Raw genomic sequence first — 17,640 nt, 5'->3', positions numbered from 1 at the left:
CCGATTAACGCGAACAACCCGCTCGTTTTTGCTTAGCCAACGACGGGCTCAGCCGGCACCGTGAAGCACGCCAACACCCAAAAACAGCAGCAAGCCCAAGGGGCCAAACATCAACGTCAGCAGATAGCACGGCACCAGCCACAAATGGCCAATGCCCTGCAGCGCACCCTGCTGCTGGATGTACAACCCGGCCAGCAGATCGAACGCAAGAATATGCACCCAAGCGGCCAGCACCGCCTTGGGGTTGCTGAACAGCGCCAGCACCCCGCGCAGGCTGAAAAAGCCCGGCTTACCCATACTCCGGTCGCCCCGACTGGTCATGGCCTGAAACAGGCTTGCGCCATACAACACGCACAACAGCACCACCGCCACGCCGAGCACCACCCGCGGCCCCAGCACCCAACCGGGCAGCGCAATGAGCACCCCCCAACCGCCCAAAGCGACCAGGCTGGAGAGTTGAAACAAACGCTTCTGGCTGGGAGCCAACATGGACGCATCCTCGTAATGGGTGAACCTTTGTTGTAGCTGATCGCAGGCATGCAGTGCTGCCATCAGTGACGGGCTGAATGGCGAGAGATTGGCCCAGCCATAGCGAGAAGGGTGAACGACTTGCGCCGCATAAATACAGCAATGCAGAACGACGCAGCACCAGTGGCCGGAATTACGCTTTTCGCCCTTACGGCGAGTCACTTTCTCTTTGCTTGCGCGAAAGAGAAAGTAACCAAAGAGAAAGCGCACCCGGCATCCGGGTCTGGCTTCGCCAGACTTCCCTCGCTCCGGCACTGTTCCGAGGGTCGTCACGGTGGGCCATCCCTGGCCCATCGTTCCTCGTTTGGCATCCATGCCAAACGCCCCTCTACACAGCACCTGCGCTCGGCCTCCTGACGGGACCGGGGGACCGAGTTGCTTGGACTAACAGTGAACGACAGAGCAAAAAGCAAAAGCTTCGCGGCTAAAGCCGCTCCTACAAAAGCCCAATCAACAGCCGAACCAACCCAATCCGCTTTTAAACCGCAATCGCACAGACGACACCAAACGCCCCATCAGGAGGCCGAGTGGAATCGTTGCGTAAGGGGTTGAGCGGCATGGATGCCGCGAGAGCCGCGATGGGCCAGGGATGGCCCTTCGCGGCGTGCCCCTGGAGCAATGATGGAACGAGGGAAGTCGAGCGCAGCGAGACCCGCATGCAAGGGGCAAGACCTTTTGGTTACTTTTGGGGCAACTGCCAAAAGTGACCCGCCGTAAGGGCGGAACCGTTAGGCCAGGCCGCCGCCTTAGCCAACGGCTTGGCACTGGTTTGCTCTGACCATTACGGTTAATGTCGGGCCTTAATGATTGCGCAGGGATGACATTGGCCGCCACTCATACACTCGCACCCGAAACAACATTTTTAAACTTATGACTATCCCCTATACGCCCTACGCTCACTCCCTCATACGAACTAAAAGCAATTGATCAAATAGCCATTCGACAAGGAATCACTATTGAGCAAATACACGAAAGAAAACAAACTATCCAAAATGCTAAAAATAATTGCAGTTATTGGATGCATCCCAGTGTATTACGCATTTTATGGAGGATTTACATTATCACTTCCGGGCGGGCTGCTTGCCATGGCTATAAGCATACCCATACTTCTTGCGCAGATACGGGACTTCAAAAGTGGTAATAGCACATATTTAAGCGGACACAAGTCGGGAAGAATGGCGTCACCAGTACCACCTGCAATATTTCACTTTATTGCTTACTATATTATTTGTGGATATGGCGTAATCCCACTCATTCATGAGTCTATAGGAGTGAAAAAAACAAGCGAAGCTCAGATTCATACCCGCACCATCAAAGGATCTGGCAGATTTTTCTGCGGGCGAAAATTAGCCATCAAACTTGAAGATTCGGAATCATGGAGTTATTACTGCGTCGACACTGACGAATACATGAAAGCAACAAGCATAAAACCCGAAGACTATCTTCACCGGAGAAAATTCGCCCTAATCACACAGAAAGTTTCTTTGCTTGGAAAAACCTATAAAGACATTTCCAGCAAATAGATACGGAGACCGTATACCCTCCGAAAAACCCAAACAAGCTCAATGAAGAATATTTACAGACAATGCTTTCGTTAATTAATTTTTAGAGTTTATTTTTACGTAGTGCACCTCTAATAGTAAAAAGCTCGCCTTTCGACAAGCCTTTTACTTTACTTCTCAGCCGCCCACCCCACCTCAAGTCATTGCAATGGCCTCTTTCTTCCTCTCAAGCTTTTTTGCCTGATACACCCTCGCCGCCTCATGGAACGCAGACAGCAATTTGTCGTACTGCGGGTTCTCCCAATAGCGATATTCCGGGTGCCACTGCACGCCCAGCGCAAAGGCCTTAGCGCCAATCACGCTGACCGCTTCGATCTGCCCATCATCACACACCGCCTCAACCTGCAGGCCTTCACCCAGCCGATCAATCCCCTGCCCGTGCAGCGAATTAACCATCATTTCGCGATCGCCAATCACCCGATGCAACAAGCCACCTTCGGTCAGGGTCACGTTATGGATCGGGCCATAGGCCACGTCATCCGGCACATCCTTCACCTCACGGTGATCGAGGCGACCGTCGACCGCATGCACCTCACGGTGCAAGGTGCCGCCGAACAGCACGTTCATCTCCTGCACACCACGGCAAATGCCGATAAACGGAATGCCGCGCTCCAGGCAAGCACGCATCAGGCGCAGCACCGTGGCGTCACGGGGCTTGTCAGCCAGGCCCAGGCCAGGATGCTCGTCGTCGTAGAAGCTCGGATGGATGTTGGAGAGCGAGCCGCCGAACATGATGCCCGAGACGCTGTCGAGCACGGTGTCCATGTCCAGATCATCGCCAAAGGCCGGGATCATCAGCGGGAAGGCACCGTAGCCGGTGACCGAGCTGATGTACTTTTCGCCGACCAGATGAAACCAGCCGATGTCACGGTCAGTCAGCTGCCAGCGACACAGGGGTAGGCCAATCATCGGTTTGTTCATTGCAAGGCTGTCCTCTTCTATTGGATTGAAGTGGGCTGCCCTTGGGTCAGCGGCCTCGACAACTTGCGGTTATCCGCCACAAGCCCGTTGACCAAAGGGGTGCCGTAACCGGCGAACCGGGTCACTGCACCAACGCCGCGCCCGCGCGGCTGGTTTGTTGCGTAAAGCGGTGGATGATGGGCATCGCTGCGCTCAACCCATCCTACAAATTGCAAAAAGGGGGCTGGTCCTACGACCAGCCCCCTTGGGTGTTACTTAGCCGTTACTCGGGAAGGCAAACTGCGCCGCCTCGTGACTGGCGCGCTGCGGCCAGCGCTGGGTGATGGCTTTGCGCTTGGTGTAGAAGCGCACACCGTCCGGGCCGTAGGCGTGCAGGTCGCCGAACAGCGAGCGCTTCCAGCCGCCGAAGCTGTGGTAGGCGACCGGCACCGGCAGGGGTACGTTGACGCCAACCATGCCGACTTCGATTTCGTCGCAAAACAGACGCGCCGACTCACCGTCACGGGTGAAGATGCAGGTGCCGTTGCCGTATTCGTGGTCGTTGATCAGCTGCATGGCAGCTTCGAGGCTGTTGACGCGGACGATGCACAGCACTGGGCCGAAGATTTCGTCGGTGTAGATGGTCATGTCCTTGCTGACGTTGTCGAACAAGGTGCCGCCGAGGAAGAAGCCTTCTTCATTGCCAGCCACGATCAGGTCGCGACCGTCCACCAGCAGGCTGGCGCCCTGCTCAACACCGGCGTCGATATAACCTTTGACCTTGTCACGGGCGGCGGCGGTAACCAGCGGGCCCATGTCCAGGCCGCTGTTGGTGCCGGCACCGATTTTCAGGGCTTTGATCTGTGGAACGATCTTCTGCACCAGAGCATCGGCGATCTGATCACCCACGCACACAGCCACCGAGATGGCCATGCAGCGCTCGCCGCACGAACCATAAGCAGCACCCATCAGGGCGCTGACGGCGTTGTCCAGATCCGCATCCGGCATCAGCACCGCGTGGTTCTTGGCGCCGCCCAGAGCCTGGACGCGCTTGCCGCGCTTGGTGCCTTCGCTGTAGATGTATTCGGCGATCGGGGTCGAACCCACAAAGCTCAGGGCTTTGACTTCCGGTGCTTCGATCAGCGCGTCCACGGCTTCCTTGTCGCCGTGCACCACGCTCATCACGCCTTTCGGCAGACCGGCTTCGAGCAGCAGCTCGGCGATCAGCAAGGTGGAGCTTGGGTCACGCTCGGACGGCTTCAAGATGAAGCAGTTGCCGCAGACGATGGCCAGCGGGTACATCCACAGCGGCACCATGGCCGGGAAGTTGAACGGGGTGATGCCGGCTACTACGCCGAGCGGCTGGAAGTCGCTCCAAGCGTCGATGTTCGGGCCGACGTTGCGGCTGTATTCGCCTTTGAGGATTTCTGGCGCGGAGCAGGCGTATTCGATGTTTTCGATGCCGCGCTGCAGTTCGCCGCCGGCATCTTCCAGGGTCTTGCCGTGCTCGAGGCTGATCAGGGCGACGATGCGGTCTTTGTTGGCTTCCAGCAGTTGCTTGAAGCGGTACATGATCTGCGCGCGCTTGGCGGGCGGGGTGTTGCGCCAGGCCGGGTAAGCCGCTTGTGCAACCGCGATGGCTTGCTGCACGGTGGCACGGCTGGCCAAGGCCACTTGGTTGACCACTTGGCCGGTGGACGGGTTGTAGACGCTGGCGGTACGGCCGTTGTCGTTGACGTATTCGCCGTTGATCAGGTGCGCAATGGTGCTCATGGCTATGTCTCTCAAATAAAATTCGGTTCTGTCCGTGGGAGCGGCCTTGGCCGCGAAGCTGTTCGCGGCCAAGGCCGCTCCCACAGGGGAAAGGGCGTATCTAGCTGATTTAGTCGAGGTTGTTGAGCACATCACCGACGGCGTTGAACAGACGATCCAGCTCTTCGGGCTTGGTGTTGAAGGTTGGCCCGAACTGCAGGGTGTCGCCGCCGAAGCGCACGTAGAAACCGGCGTTCCACAACTTGATGCCAGCCTCGAAGGGGCGGATCACCGCATCGCCATCACGCGGGGCGATCTGGATCGCGCCGGCCAGGCCGCAGTTGCGGATGTCGACCACGTGCTTGCTGCCTTTGAGGCCATGCAGGGACTCTTCAAACACCGGCGCCAGGTTGGCCGACTGCTCGATCAGGTTGTCGCGTTTGAGCAGCTCCAGGGTCGCCAGGCCGGCGGCGCAGGCCACCGGGTGACCGGAGTAGGTGTAGCCGTGGCCAAACTCGACCATGTGCTCGGGGATCGCCTGGTTCATAAAGGTGTTGTAGATCTCGCTGGAGGCGATGACTGCGCCCAGGGGAATCGCACCGTTGGTGATCTGTTTGGCGGTGTTCATGATGTCCGGCACCACGCCGAAGTACTCGGAGCCAGTCCACTTGCCCATGCGGCCGTAGGCGGTAATCACTTCGTCGAAGATCAGCAGGATGTTGTGCTGGGTGCAGATTTCACGCAGGCGCTGCAGGTAGCCCACCGGCGGCACGATCACACCGGCAGAACCGGACATCGGCTCGACGATCACCGCAGCGATGTTGGACGCGTCATGCAGCTCAATCAGTTTCAGCAGCTCGTTGGCCAGTTCGATACCGCCAGTTGCCGCCATGCCCTTGGTGTACGCCAGGTGCGGCTGCAGGGTGTGCGGCAGGTGGTCGGCGTCCATCATCTGGCCGAACATTTTACGGTTGCCGCCGATGCCGCCCAGGCTGGTGCCGGCGATGTTGACGCCGTGGTAGCCACGGGCACGGCCGATGAATTTGGTTTTGCTCGGCTGGCCCTTCAGGCGCCAGTAGGCCTTGGCCATCTTCACCGCGGTGTCGGCGCACTCGGAGCCGGAGTCGGTGTAGAACACATGGTCGAGGCCGGCCGGGGTCAGCTCGGTGATTTTCTCGGCCAGTTGATAAGACAGCGGGTGGCCGTACTGGAAGCCCGGCGCGTAGTCCAGGGTGCCCAGTTGCTTGGCCACGGCGTCCTGGATTTCCAGGCGATTGTGCCCGGCACCGCAGGTCCACAGCCCGGACAGGCTGTCGAAAATGCGCCGGCCCTTGTCGTCAATGAAGTGGTTGCCATCCGCCGCAACGATGATGCGCGGGTCACGCTTGAAGTTGCGGTTCGAGGAAAACGGCATCCAGTGCGCGTCCAGCTTGAGCTGGCTGGCCATGGGCGAAGTGGCGGTCTGCGGCATGTTCATGTGGCGGCCTCGTGACGAAGGGCAGTGTGCATTTCCGGGGGACTTGGCAAGCCTGTTCCCCCAGCAGTTGCAGCTAAAGGTGCCACAGGGATAAAGTCACTAAAATTCAACTCTTACAAACATTAGATAAGCCAGAGCTAAACAATGAGCAGCCGTCGCCCCACCCCGCTGGCCCAGGTCAGCGACTTCGATATCCGTTTACTGCGCATCTTCCGCAGCGTGGTGGAATGCGGCGGTTTTTCCGCCGCTGAAAGCGCCCTGGGGATTGGCCGTTCGGCCATCAGCCAGCAGATGAGCGACCTCGAGCAGCGCCTCGGCCTGCGCCTGTGCCAGCGCGGCCGCGCCGGCTTTGCCCTGACCGAGGAAGGCCGCGAGGTCTATCAATCGTCCCTGCAGTTGCTCAGCGCCCTGGAGAGCTTTCGCACCGAGGTCAATGGCCTGCACCAGCACTTGCGCGGCGAGCTGAATATCGGCCTGACCGACAACCTGGTGACGGTGCCGCACATGCGCATCACCCACGCCCTGGCACGCTTGAAGGAACGCGGCCCGGATGTGCGCATTCAGATCCGCATGACCCCGCCCAGCGAAGTCGAACAAGGCGTATTGGACGGCAGCCTGCATGTCGGCGTGGTGCCCCAGGCCGGCGCGCTGTCGGGGCTGGAATACCAGGCGCTGTATAACGAGCGCTCGCTGCTGTACTGCGCGGTCGGCCACCCCCTGTTTTATGTCGATGACCGCGAGTTGGCCGATGACCGCCTGAACGCTCAAGAGGCCATTGCCCCGACCTTTCGCCTGCCACCGGAAGCCCAGGCGCACTACCAGGCGCTCAACTGCACCGCCAGCGCCTCGGACCGCGAAGGCATGGCCTTCCTGCTGCTGACCGGGCGCTATATCGGCTACTTGCCCGACCACTACGCCAGCGCCTGGGTACAACAGGGCCGCCTGCGGGCACTGAAGGCCGATTCGCGCTGTTACGAGGTCAGCTTGGCGGCGGTGACGCGCAAGGGCCGCCGCCCCCATTTGGTGCTGGAAAGCTTTCTCGAAGCCCTGGCCGCTAGCCACTGACAGTGCCCTTGCACTTAAAAACCTGACCACACTCACAGGCAAGCTACCAACGGTCAGGTTTTTAGCCGCAAAGCCTTGCCCCAGTAGGCTGCGTCAGGTATCAATGCGCGCACGTTGCCATCCGCTCAGAGCCAAACACCATGCCTGTCGAAACGCCGTCCACCAGCACCGCCGCGAAAACCACCGGGCGCATTCGCCAGAAGAACGAAGAGGCCATTCTGCTGGCCGCTGCCGAAGAATTTGCCGTGCATGGCTACAAAGGCACCAGCATGAACAGCATCGCCCTGCGCGTCGGCCTGCCCAAGGCCAACCTGCACTACTACTTCAGCAGCAAGCTGGGGCTGTATGTCGAAGTGATGCGCAACATCCTCAACCTGTGGGACAGCGCCTTCAGCAACCTGTGCGCCGAGGACGACCCGGCCACCTCCCTGGCCGGTTACATCCGCGCCAAGATGGAGTTCTCACGGCGCCAGCCGCTGGCGTCGAAGATCTTCGCCATGGAGGTGATCAGCGGCGGCGAGTGCATGGCCGAGCACTTCAACCAGGACTACCAAGAGTGGTTCCGTGGCCGTGCGGCGGTGTTCCAGGCCTGGATTGACCAGGGCAAGATGGACCCGGTCGACCCGGTGCACCTGATCTTTCTGCTGTGGGGCAGCACCCAACATTACGCCGACTTCTCCAGCTCGATCAGCCGCCTGACCGGGCGCAAGAAGCAGACGAAAGAAGACTTCGCCAAGGCCACCGACAACCTGATTCAGATCATCCTCAAGGGTTGCGGCCTGACGCCTCCCGCCCAGGCTTGATGGCCTACACGCTCGGGGCGCCCTGCACGTATCAGGAAGAGATTCGCAAGAGTCGCTTCATCGCCCGGGCCTCGCCCGTCAGCAGCGCGGCCGAGGCCCAAGCCTTTATCCAGCGGGCCAGCGACCCCAGCGCCTCGCACAATTGCTGGGCCTGGAAGGTCGGCAATCAATATCGCAGCAGCGATGACGGCGAACCCGGCGGCACAGCGGGGCGGCCGATGCTCGCGGCCATCGAAGGCCAGGGGTTCGATCGGGTCGCAGTCGTCGTCACCCGCTGGTACGGCGGCATCCAGCTCGGCACCGGCGGCCTGGCCCGCGCCTATGGCGGCAGCACCGCCAAATGCCTGCAAGGCGGCCAAGCACTGCAGCTGGTGCAACGCCTGAGCGGCCACTGCCACCTGTACTTTGCCGAACTGCCGCTGCTCAAGGCGCACCTCGCCAGCCTCGACGGTCTGTTGCAGGCCGAACACTACGATGGCGAAGGTGCGCGGCTCGAACTGGCCATCCCGCCCGCGCAACTGCCCGCACTGCAACACCTGCTGGCCGACCTCAGCCGCGGCCGCGTGCAGCTGCAACTGGATGATGTGGATAACTGACCGACACTTGCTCACGTGACCTGGATGTAATCCGCAGCCGATCAATGCGCATGTCCATATTCCTGACGACAGTCAGGTCTTCGGTCCCGGATTGGACATATCCACACTCCCGGATTGCATCCGGGCTACAGCGGTGAGGCCATATCCCGTAGCCACAGGGCGGCTTTTGTAGGAGCGGATTTATCCGCGAATTTCACGACTGAAGCTGCCCCCACAACCGTAGCCCGGATGCAATCCGGGGTCCTTGACTGGGAATATCCCCCCCGACCGCAACGCCCCTAGGATAGCGTTGAGCGCAGTGACCCCCATCTCCGACAAGCCACCCAGCAAAGCGCCCACAAATTCGGTGCACAGCATTGTGGATAACCTTGGGGCAGTCCGCCGACAGGCATAGCCGGCGGGGCTTGCAAGACGCTGATCAGTTTTCAACCAAGCGCCTATCCTAGCCCGTAAAACAACTATAAATACCTGTTTTAACTGACTTTTCAGCGCAGGAACGGCATTTTCACCAGCACCAACACGCACGCAAGACAGCGGCACGAGTTGCCCACAATGGCTGGGGACAAAACTGTGGACAAGCCTTGCACAGACACCTGCACGCCTGCGAGGCCGGGGCCTGGAGCTAACTGTATGTTTTTCACTCAACGACCCATAACCGCCGCCATATCAGGCCTTTAGCCCCATTACGGCAAGCACGACAGCGGTCAGCTGCGATACCGGTGCTCTAGGCCTTCAATCACTCATCCACAGCACCAAGTGCCATTTTGGCTTTTTGCCCACAATCTCTGTGGAGCCTTCTGTGGATAACCCTGGGATGACTGCCTGCAGCACACGCCAGACTAAGTCTCAGCCTGGCTGTACGAAATTCACCCAGGTATCAGCGAGCAACCCTACTTCGATGATAAGCAACTGATTAATTGACTATTTTTCTACTTTTTCAGCGCCTCGAACAAGGTTTTCCAGGTGCCTAAAGTGCCTGCACAATTGCCCCCAATTAAGGTGGGCAAGTCTGTGGATAAGCCTGGGATGACTGGCCACAGACCACGCCCAGCAGCGCCTGACAGCCCCTGAACAAAAAACAACCAGCCACAACGTTTGCAAAGGGAAGCGCCGCTCGCGGCCAACAGCGCTTAGAATTCAGCCATTGCCGCTAACGAGATCACCTGCCATGTATAACTGGCTCAATGCCCTACCCAAAGCCGAACTGCACCTGCACCTGGAAGGCTCCCTGGAGCCCGAGTTGCTGTTTGCCCTGGCCGAGCGCAACCGTATCGCCTTGCCTTGGGACGATGTGGAAACCCTGCGCAAGGCCTATGCCTTTAATAACCTGCAGGAGTTCCTCGACCTCTATTACCAGGGCGCCGATGTGCTGCGCACCGAGCAGGACTTCTATGACCTGACCTGGGCCTACCTGCAAAAGTGCAAGGCGCAGAACGTCGTTCACGTCGAGCCCTTCTTCGACCCGCAAACTCACACCGACCGCGGCATCCCCTTTGCGGTAGTACTCAACGGCATCACTCAAGCGCTGCAGGATGGCCAGCGGCAATTGGGCATCAGCCATGGCCTGATCCTCAGTTTTCTGCGCCACCTCAGCGAAGAAGCGGCCTTCGACACCCTCGAACAGGCCATGCCGTTTCGCGATGCTTTTATTGCCGTGGGCCTGGACAGCTCGGAGTTGGGCCACCCACCGAGCAAGTTCCAGCGCGTGTTCGCCAAGGCCCGCAGCGAAGGCCTGCTGGCCGTCGCCCATGCCGGCGAGGAAGGCCCGCCCGAGTACATCTGGCAAGCCCTGGACCTGCTCAAGGTCAGCCGCATTGACCACGGCGTGCGCGCCGCCGAAGACCCACGGCTGATGCAGCGACTGATCGACGAGCAGATCCCGCTGACCGTCTGCCCGCTGTCCAACACCAAGCTCTGCGTGTTCGACGACATGCGCCAGCACAACATCCTGCAGATGCTCGAACAGGGCGCGAAAGTAACGGTCAACTCCGACGATCCGGCCTATTTTGGCGGCTATGTCACGGAGAACTTTATGGCCCTGTATGACAGCCTCGGCATGACCCGCGAGCAGGCCCAACGCCTGGCGCAAAACAGCCTGGATGCTCGCCTGGCCTAAATCGCAAGCCAGCAGCTAGGCTTGAATGGAAGGCGCGCAGCCGCCCCGAACAAGGAGTTCATTGTGACCCTGCAACCTCTGCATACTCTGGTGCTAGCCGTACTGGTGCTGCTGCTTGGCATGGCGATCAACCGCCTGATCAAGCCGCTGGCGCGCTACAACATCCCGGCGCCGATCAGCGGCGGCCTGGCGTTTGCCGTGGCCATGCTAGTCGCCAATCGCACCCTGGGCTTCAGCCTGGAGTTTGATGTCACCCTCAAGCCGGTGCTGATGCTGGCGTTCTTTGCCGCAGTGGGGTTGTCCGCCGACCTGCGCCTGCTCGGTCAGGGCGGCAAGCGCCTGCTGCTGTTCGTGCTGGTGCTGATCCCCTTTTTGATACTACAGAACGGCCTGGGTGTGCTGATGGCCTGGGGCCTGGACCTGCACCCGCTGATGGGCCTGGTGGGCGGTTCCATCACCCTGATCGGCGGCCATGGCACGGGGGCGGCTTATGCCGAGCGTTTCGCCGAAGTGAGCAATATCCAGTCGATCATGGAACTGTCGATGACCAGCGCCACCCTCGGCCTGGTGCTCGGCGGGATTGCCGGCGGCCCTCTGGCACAGTGGCTGATTCGCCGCCATCAATTGGCTGACGCCAGCGGCCACGCCGCAGACGTGGTGCACAGCAGTGGTGGCGACGCCACCCAGATCTCCAGCGGCAACTTTATCCCGGTGCTGGCGGCGACGCTGGTAGCGGTCATCGCCGGCCAGGCCACCGCACAAATATTCGACGGCAGCGCCATCACCCTGCCGAGCTTTCTCTGCTGCATGCTGTATGGCGTGCTGATCCGCAACCTCGGCCACCTGTTCGGACTGCGCCTGAACGACGACGCCATCGAGCTGATGTCATCGGTCAACCTGTCGCTGTTTCTCGCCATCACCATGATGGCCTTGAGCCTGGCCAGCGTGTTTAGCCTGGCCGGACCTTTGCTGTTAATTCTCGGCGCACAGTTACTGCTGGTGCTGCTGTATGGCGCATTGGTGGTGTACCGCAGTGTTGGCCGCGATTATGAAAGTGCGGTGATGTCCGCTGCGTTCTGCGGCTTTGCCATGGGCGCAACCGCCACCGCCATTGCCAATATGCAGGCCGTGACCCAACGCTATGGACCGTCACCCCAGGCTTTTATGGTGGTACCGCTGGTGGGCGCCTTCCTGATTGACCTGCTCAACGCCGTGATCCTCACGGGCTATCTGTCACTGCCTTGGATGGGAGCCTGAACATGCGCCAGTTTTTCCTGGTTATGGCTTGCCTGCTGCTGGCTGCGTGCTCCCGCGGGCCTGACACCAATACCCTTGAGGCCGACGTCAAGGCACGCCTGCAACAGGTGTTTGGCACCCAACTCCAACTGCAAGAACTAAAGCGTCGCGGGTCGGCCACCGACAGCCAGGCACCGGCGGGCAGCGAACAGCTGATTGTGTACTTCGACGCCGAACTGCAACTGCAGCAGGCCTACGACTTCAGCGCCTGGGACTCACCCGGTGCGGCCTCCCTGCTCAGCGTGCTGGGCGCTGGCCCGCGCGGTATCAGCGGCATTCTCAGCGGCGGCAACCAGGCCGGTGATCGTCTGCGCGCCCACGGCAGCCTGATCTATCAGCGCCAGGGCGATAGCTGGCAACCGCTGGCGGCCCAAGGCTTTAGCCAACCGCAACAGCCCCGCGACGGCCAGAACGACAATTCACAGCTGATCACAGCCATCAGCACCGCCCTGCACCTGGCGCCCGGTGGCACCAGCGAGCAAACCCGGCAGATCATTAAGGACGAGGTACTCGCCGCCCTGGGCAATATCCAGGGCCGTCTGAGCCGCCTGGAAAACGGTTACGCCCTGGCTGGCGGCCCCGCCTACGGCCAATACAGCCGCTTTGCTGACGCCTTCAGCCGCTTGCTGCAACCGCACAAGATCAAACTCAGCCCCCTGCTCACCGACGGTGGCTTGGACAACCTGCGCCTGCTGCGCGACGGCAAGGTGCAGCTGGCCCTGTCGCAGAGCGACACGGCCTATCAGGCGCTGCATGGCCACGGACCGTTCGCCCGCGACGGTGCCGATACGCAACTGCGCGCCCTCGCCAGCCTTTACCCCGAGCCCGTGCACGTTCTGGTGCGCGCCGACGGTCCACAGCGCATCGCCGACCTGCGCGGCAAGCGGGTCAACCTCGGCCTGCCAGGTTCAGCGTCCCGCGATACCGTGCTGGCCGTGCTGGCCGCCCATGGTTTGCAACCCTCGGACCTGGCCAGCAGCAGCGAACTGGACCTGCAAGGCGCCCTGACGGCCCTGCGCGATGGCCAACTGGATGCCTTGCTGCAAGTGATCGGCACGCCGGCTGACACCATCAGCGCCGCCAGCGACGCCGTTGACCTGCGCCTACTGGCCTTGGAACCGGAGGCCATTGCCGCCTTGCAACGCAGCCGTCCAGGCACCTTCGCCTTTACCCTGGCGGCCGGCAGTTACCCACGCCAGAGCCAGGCAGTCACAACCCTGGCGGTCAGTAGCCTGCTGCTCACCGAGCAGACCCTGACCAATCGCGAAGCGCAGCAATTGCTCACGCTGTTGTTCAGCCCCGGAGCCCAATGGCTGAGTTTGGGCAGCGTGCAAGGCAGCCAATTGTCTGACCGCCAGCCCCTGGCCGCCATCGGCATTCCGCTGCACCCCGGCGCCCTGGAAATTCTCAAGGATGTACCCGCCAGCAAGCCCTGACGGCGACGACGCTGATCCTGTTGCTGCGACCATTCAGCGGAATGGCCAGCCAACAGGACGTCGCCAACTAGACTGCAACAGATGATGGCCAAGCGCCTGCGGTGCTTGGCCCCGCCTCATATCCTCAACATGATCCGGGGGTAAGGATGCGACCCGACGTGTTCAAGCCCGTGCGGCTGGCCGGCTTCTATTTGTTATTCAGTTCGGCCTGGATTTTTCTCAGCGACGGCCTGCTGCTCAGCCTTAAGCTCGACAGCGAACACCTGAACCTCTTGCAAACCTACAAGGGCATGGCCTTTGTGGTGCTCAGCACCCTGCTGATTTTTGCCTTCAGTTATCGCGACCAACTGGTGCGCAGCCAACTCTCCGGCTCACTGCACCACAGCAGCCGCCTGCTCCAGCAAGCGCAGCGCAATGCCAGCCTGGGCAGCTGGGAATATCTCGATGGTGGTTTCAACTGGTCAGCTCAGGCCCTGCGCCTACTGAAACAGCCAAGCGGCTCACGGAGCAGCCTGGAGCAGTTTTTGAGCTGGCTGCATCCGGCCGATCGCTCGACTGCACAGCGCGCGCTGGAAGGTTTTCTCAATGGCACCGAGTCGCTGTTTATTCAGCTGCGGCGCAGCCAGCCCAACCTACTGCCGCCCACGTGGCTGCTGTTGCGGGGCGAAGCCGATGAGCAGGGCAGACTCAGCGGCACCATTCAGGACATCAGCAGCCAGAAGCACGACGAGGAGGCCTTGCGCGAGAGCGAGCAGCGCCTGCGTCAGCTGTTCGAGCAAACCCCGCGCATCGCCGTGCAGGGCTACGACCACCTACGTCGGGTGATCTACTGGAACCAAGCCAGCACCCAGCTGTATGGCTATGCCGCCCATGAAGCCATGGGCAAGACTCTGGAAGAACTGATCATCCCACCGCCCATGCGCCAGCAAGTGGCCAACGACGTACAGCGCATGCTGACTGGCGGCGCGCCCGTGCCGGCGGCCGAACTGCAGTTGCAACGCAAGGGCGGCGGTCGCGTCTGGGTGTACTCCAGCCATCTGCTGATTCACAACGCCCGTGACCAGGCAGAACTGTATTGCGTTGACATCGACCTGACCGAGCAAAAGGCTTCCCACCTCGCCCTGCAAAGTAGCGAGGCGCGCTACCGGCAATTGGTCAATCAACTCGACGAAGCGATCTTTCTCTGTGATACCCAGCAGCGCCTGACCTTCCTCAATCCGGCCTGGGCCATTATCAGCGGCCACGCTGAACGCCCCAGCCTGGGCAAACCCTTCAGCCAGTACCTGCATGACGATGATGCCCGCCTGATCAGCCAGCAAGCCGTGGACATTTTGGCCGGTCGGCTGGCCTGCTGGGCCGGCGAGTGCCGTTTGCGCTGCGCCGATGGCACCACTCGCTGGGTCGAACTGCACCTCAGCAGTGGCGAATTGCCGGGTTACGGCCTGCAAGGCAGCCTCAATGACATCCATGCCCAGCATCAGAACCAGGAACTGCAAGAGGCACGCAATGCCGTGCTCGACCAGTTGCTTGCCCATTGCCCGCTGGCCGACACTCTCAGCGGCATTGCGAGTCGCCTGGAGGCGCTCAACCCGGACATGCGCGTATCAATCATGCGCCTGCACCCGGACAACGGCCTGTACGTGGTTGCCGCCCCCAGCCTACCGCGTGAGTTCACCCACACCTTCAACGGCGCTGACGCCGAATTCGGCATCGGCGCCTGTAGCCAAGCGGCAGCCAGCGGCGAACTGATCATTACCGAAGACCTGAAAAATCATCCCAACTGGCAAACATTCCAGCACCTGGCCCTGGCCGCCGACCTGCGCGCCTGCTGGTCCCTACCGTTCAAAAACGACAGCGGCGACGTGCTCGGAACCTTCGGCATCTACTACCGCACGGTCAAGTTGCCCACTGACGACGACATTGCCCTGGTCACCGAATTCACCCGCCTGGCGGGCCTTGCCGTGCAGCAACAGCAGCGCGAAAGTGCGCGCCAGCACAGCGAAGAGCGCTTCCGTGCCACCTTCGAACAGGCCGCCATCGGTATCGCCCATGTATCCCCTGAGGGGCGTTTTCTGCTGGTCAACAGCCAGATCTGCAACATGCTCGGCTGCAGCCAGGAACAGCTGTTGGAACAGACCTTTCAGGCCTTTACCCACCCCGACGATCTACCCAACGACCTGGAACAGATGCGGCAACTGTTAAGCGGTGAAGTCAGCAGCTACCGCATGGAAAAACGCTATTTCCGTGCCGACCGCAGCCTGCTGTGGGCCAACCTGCGGGTAACCCTGATCCGCCACAGCAATGGCGAACCGCACTACTTCATCTCGGTGGTCGAAGACATCAGCCTGCGCAAGCAACATGAGCAGGCCTTGCGCCAGGCGGCCACGGTATTTGAAAGCACCCGCGAGGCAGTGGTAGTGGTCGATAGCCGGCATCGCATTCTCGCCAGCAACCCGGCCTACAGCGAAATCACCGGGCAAGACGCCAGCGCAGTGCTCGGCACCCGCCTCCCGCTGCTGTATGCCTCGCCCCAGGAGCGCGGCCGTTACCGCAGCATCTGGCGCGGCCTGAAAAGCCAGGGCAACTGGGCTGGCGAGTTGAACGCCCGGCGCGCCGACGGCTCACTCTGCCCGCTGTGGCTGAACGCCAGCCGAGTAGCCGACTGCGATCCGTTGCAAGCCCAATACGTACTGGCCTTCACCGACCTTAGCCAATTCAAGGACAGCCAGCAGCGCCTGGCCCACCTGGCCCATTACGACCCATTGACCGACTTGCCCAATCGCCTGTTTGCCCACGAGCGCCTGAGCCATGCCCTGCAGCACGCCCAGCGCCACCAAGAGCAGGTCGCCGTGCTGTTTATCGACCTCGACCACTTCAAGACCATCAACGACGGCCTCGGCCATGCTGTCGGCGACGAGCTGCTGGTGACCGTGGCGCGGCGCCTGCAACAACGGCTGCGCAACGAGGACACCCTGGCGCGCCTCGGCGGCGATGAGTTCTTGGTCATTCTGGAAAACCTGCAAAGCCCCGATGAAGCCGCTCACACCGCCCAGGCCCTGCTGAAGCTGTTCGAGCGCCCTCTGCCCTTGGGCCATCAGCGCGATGCTTACCTGGGCGCCAGCATCGGCATCAGCTTCTACCCAGACGACGGGCAGAGCAGCGACGAGCTGATTCGCAATGCCGATGCCGCGCTCTATCAAGCCAAAGCCGAGGGTCGCAATACCTACCGTTTCTACACCAAAGCCCTGACCGAGCGTGCCCACAACCGCCTGACCCTGGAGAGCCAGTTGCGCCAGGCGATCAAACGCGGCGAGTTCATCCTCCACTATCAGCCGCTGGTGGACACCCTCACCGGCAGACCGCTGGGCGTCGAAGCCTTGGTGCGCTGGAACAGCCCGCAAGGGATGATTTCTCCCGCCGACTTCATCCCCCTGGCAGAAGACACTGGGCTGATCGTGCCCATCGGCACCTGGGTGCTGCGCGAAGCCTGCCGCCAGGCCCAGGCCCTGCGCAGCAAGGGCTTTGCCTTGGAAACCCTGGCGGTCAACCTGTCGCCGCGACAGTTCCGCCAGGCCGACCTGCTCAAACAGGTACGCGACGCGTTGAATGACAGCGGCCTGCCCGCCGCATGCCTGGAGCTGGAAATTACCGAAGGCGCGTTGATGGATGACGTGGCCCAAACCCAGGCCACCCTTGGCGCGTTGAAAAGCCTGGGGCTGCGTCTGGCCGTGGATGACTTCGGCACGGGGTATTCATCCCTGGCGTACCTGCGGCGCTTCCCGCTGGACAAGCTGAAAATCGATCAAAGCTTTATGCGCGGCGTACCCAAGGACCAGGGCAACCTGGAAATCGTCGCCACCATCATCGCCCTCGCCCGCACCCTCAACCTGACGGTCATTGCCGAGGGCGTGGAAACCGCCGAACAGCATCAGGCGCTCAGTCAACTGGCTTGCGAACAATGTCAGGGCTATTTGTTCAGCCGTCCGCTGAGCATCGAACACCTGCACGACTGGCTCGCCGACGACCACCAGGCAGTTGGTTGACGCAAATCACAAAACTTAAACATGCACGGACTAGACTGCTGGCTCAACGTAAGAAGGAGCCCGCAC

At 61.0% G+C, this 17,640-nt stretch carries 12 protein-coding genes; 8 read left to right on the top strand and 4 right to left on the bottom strand.

Annotated features, from left to right (window positions below):
- Positions 1-48 precede the first annotated feature (48 nt).
- The gene (locus tag AC56DI_RS06475; RefSeq protein WP_496345423.1) at positions 49-843 is read right to left on the bottom strand and encodes an abscisic acid-deficient protein Aba4 family protein; all 795 of its coding nucleotides are present in this window, start codon (positions 841-843) and stop codon (positions 49-51) included.
- A gap of 641 nt (positions 844-1,484) precedes the next feature.
- Here AC56DI_RS06475 and AC56DI_RS06470 point away from each other — a divergent pair.
- Positions 1,485-2,051, top strand: a complete 567-nt coding sequence (locus AC56DI_RS06470; protein ID WP_422587504.1) for a hypothetical protein — start codon at positions 1,485-1,487, stop codon at positions 2,049-2,051.
- A gap of 174 nt (positions 2,052-2,225) precedes the next feature.
- On the opposite strand, the gene AC56DI_RS06465 is transcribed toward AC56DI_RS06470, so the two are convergent.
- The 3 genes from AC56DI_RS06465 to aptA form a co-directional block, all read right to left on the bottom strand.
- Complete coding sequence (locus tag AC56DI_RS06465) at positions 2,226-3,011, bottom strand: gamma-glutamyl-gamma-aminobutyrate hydrolase family protein (RefSeq protein ID WP_496345422.1); 786 nt, start codon at positions 3,009-3,011, stop codon at positions 2,226-2,228.
- Positions 3,012-3,266: 255 nt separating this feature from the next.
- Entirely contained in the window at positions 3,267-4,763 is a 1,497-nt protein-coding gene (locus tag AC56DI_RS06460) for a CoA-acylating methylmalonate-semialdehyde dehydrogenase (protein ID WP_496345421.1), read from the bottom strand.
- A gap of 109 nt (positions 4,764-4,872) precedes the next feature.
- Entirely contained in the window at positions 4,873-6,219 is a 1,347-nt protein-coding gene (aptA, locus tag AC56DI_RS06455; protein WP_496345420.1) for an omega-aminotransferase AptA, read from the bottom strand.
- A gap of 144 nt (positions 6,220-6,363) precedes the next feature.
- Between aptA and AC56DI_RS06450 the strand changes: the two genes are divergently transcribed.
- The 7 genes from AC56DI_RS06450 to AC56DI_RS06420 all read left to right on the top strand — a co-directional run bounded on the left by AC56DI_RS06450 (position 6,364) and on the right by AC56DI_RS06420 (position 17,574).
- Positions 6,364-7,284, top strand: a complete 921-nt coding sequence (locus AC56DI_RS06450; RefSeq protein ID WP_496345419.1) for a LysR family transcriptional regulator — start codon at positions 6,364-6,366, stop codon at positions 7,282-7,284.
- Positions 7,285-7,424: 140 nt separating this feature from the next.
- Complete coding sequence (locus tag AC56DI_RS06445; protein WP_496345418.1) at positions 7,425-8,087, top strand: TetR/AcrR family transcriptional regulator; 663 nt, start codon at positions 7,425-7,427, stop codon at positions 8,085-8,087.
- Positions 8,087-8,683: an IMPACT family protein gene (locus tag AC56DI_RS06440; RefSeq protein WP_496345417.1), complete on the top strand. Its 597-nt coding sequence runs from the start codon at positions 8,087-8,089 to the stop codon at positions 8,681-8,683. The genes AC56DI_RS06445 and AC56DI_RS06440 overlap by 1 nt, the downstream gene beginning before the upstream one ends.
- 1,168 nt (positions 8,684-9,851) lie before the next feature.
- Complete coding sequence (locus AC56DI_RS06435; RefSeq protein WP_496345416.1) at positions 9,852-10,799, top strand: adenosine deaminase; 948 nt, start codon at positions 9,852-9,854, stop codon at positions 10,797-10,799.
- Positions 10,800-10,862: 63 nt separating this feature from the next.
- Positions 10,863-12,056: a sodium/glutamate symporter gene (gltS, locus tag AC56DI_RS06430; protein ID WP_496345415.1), complete on the top strand. Its 1,194-nt coding sequence runs from the start codon at positions 10,863-10,865 to the stop codon at positions 12,054-12,056.
- 2 nt (positions 12,057-12,058) lie between these two features.
- The gene (locus AC56DI_RS06425; protein ID WP_496345414.1) at positions 12,059-13,531 is read left to right on the top strand and encodes a TAXI family TRAP transporter solute-binding subunit; all 1,473 of its coding nucleotides are present in this window, start codon (positions 12,059-12,061) and stop codon (positions 13,529-13,531) included.
- A 158-nt stretch (positions 13,532-13,689) separates the two neighbouring features.
- Positions 13,690-17,574 (top strand): bifunctional diguanylate cyclase/phosphodiesterase, encoded by a 3,885-nt coding sequence (locus tag AC56DI_RS06420; RefSeq protein WP_496345413.1) that lies wholly within the window; start codon positions 13,690-13,692, stop codon positions 17,572-17,574.
- Positions 17,575-17,640 lie beyond the last annotated feature (66 nt).

This window comes from Pseudomonas sp. BGA-UO-ETr-WB11 (genome assembly GCF_059567785.1).
The sequence above is the reverse complement of the archived record's forward strand: the minus strand, read 5'-3'. Positions and strand labels throughout refer to the sequence as shown.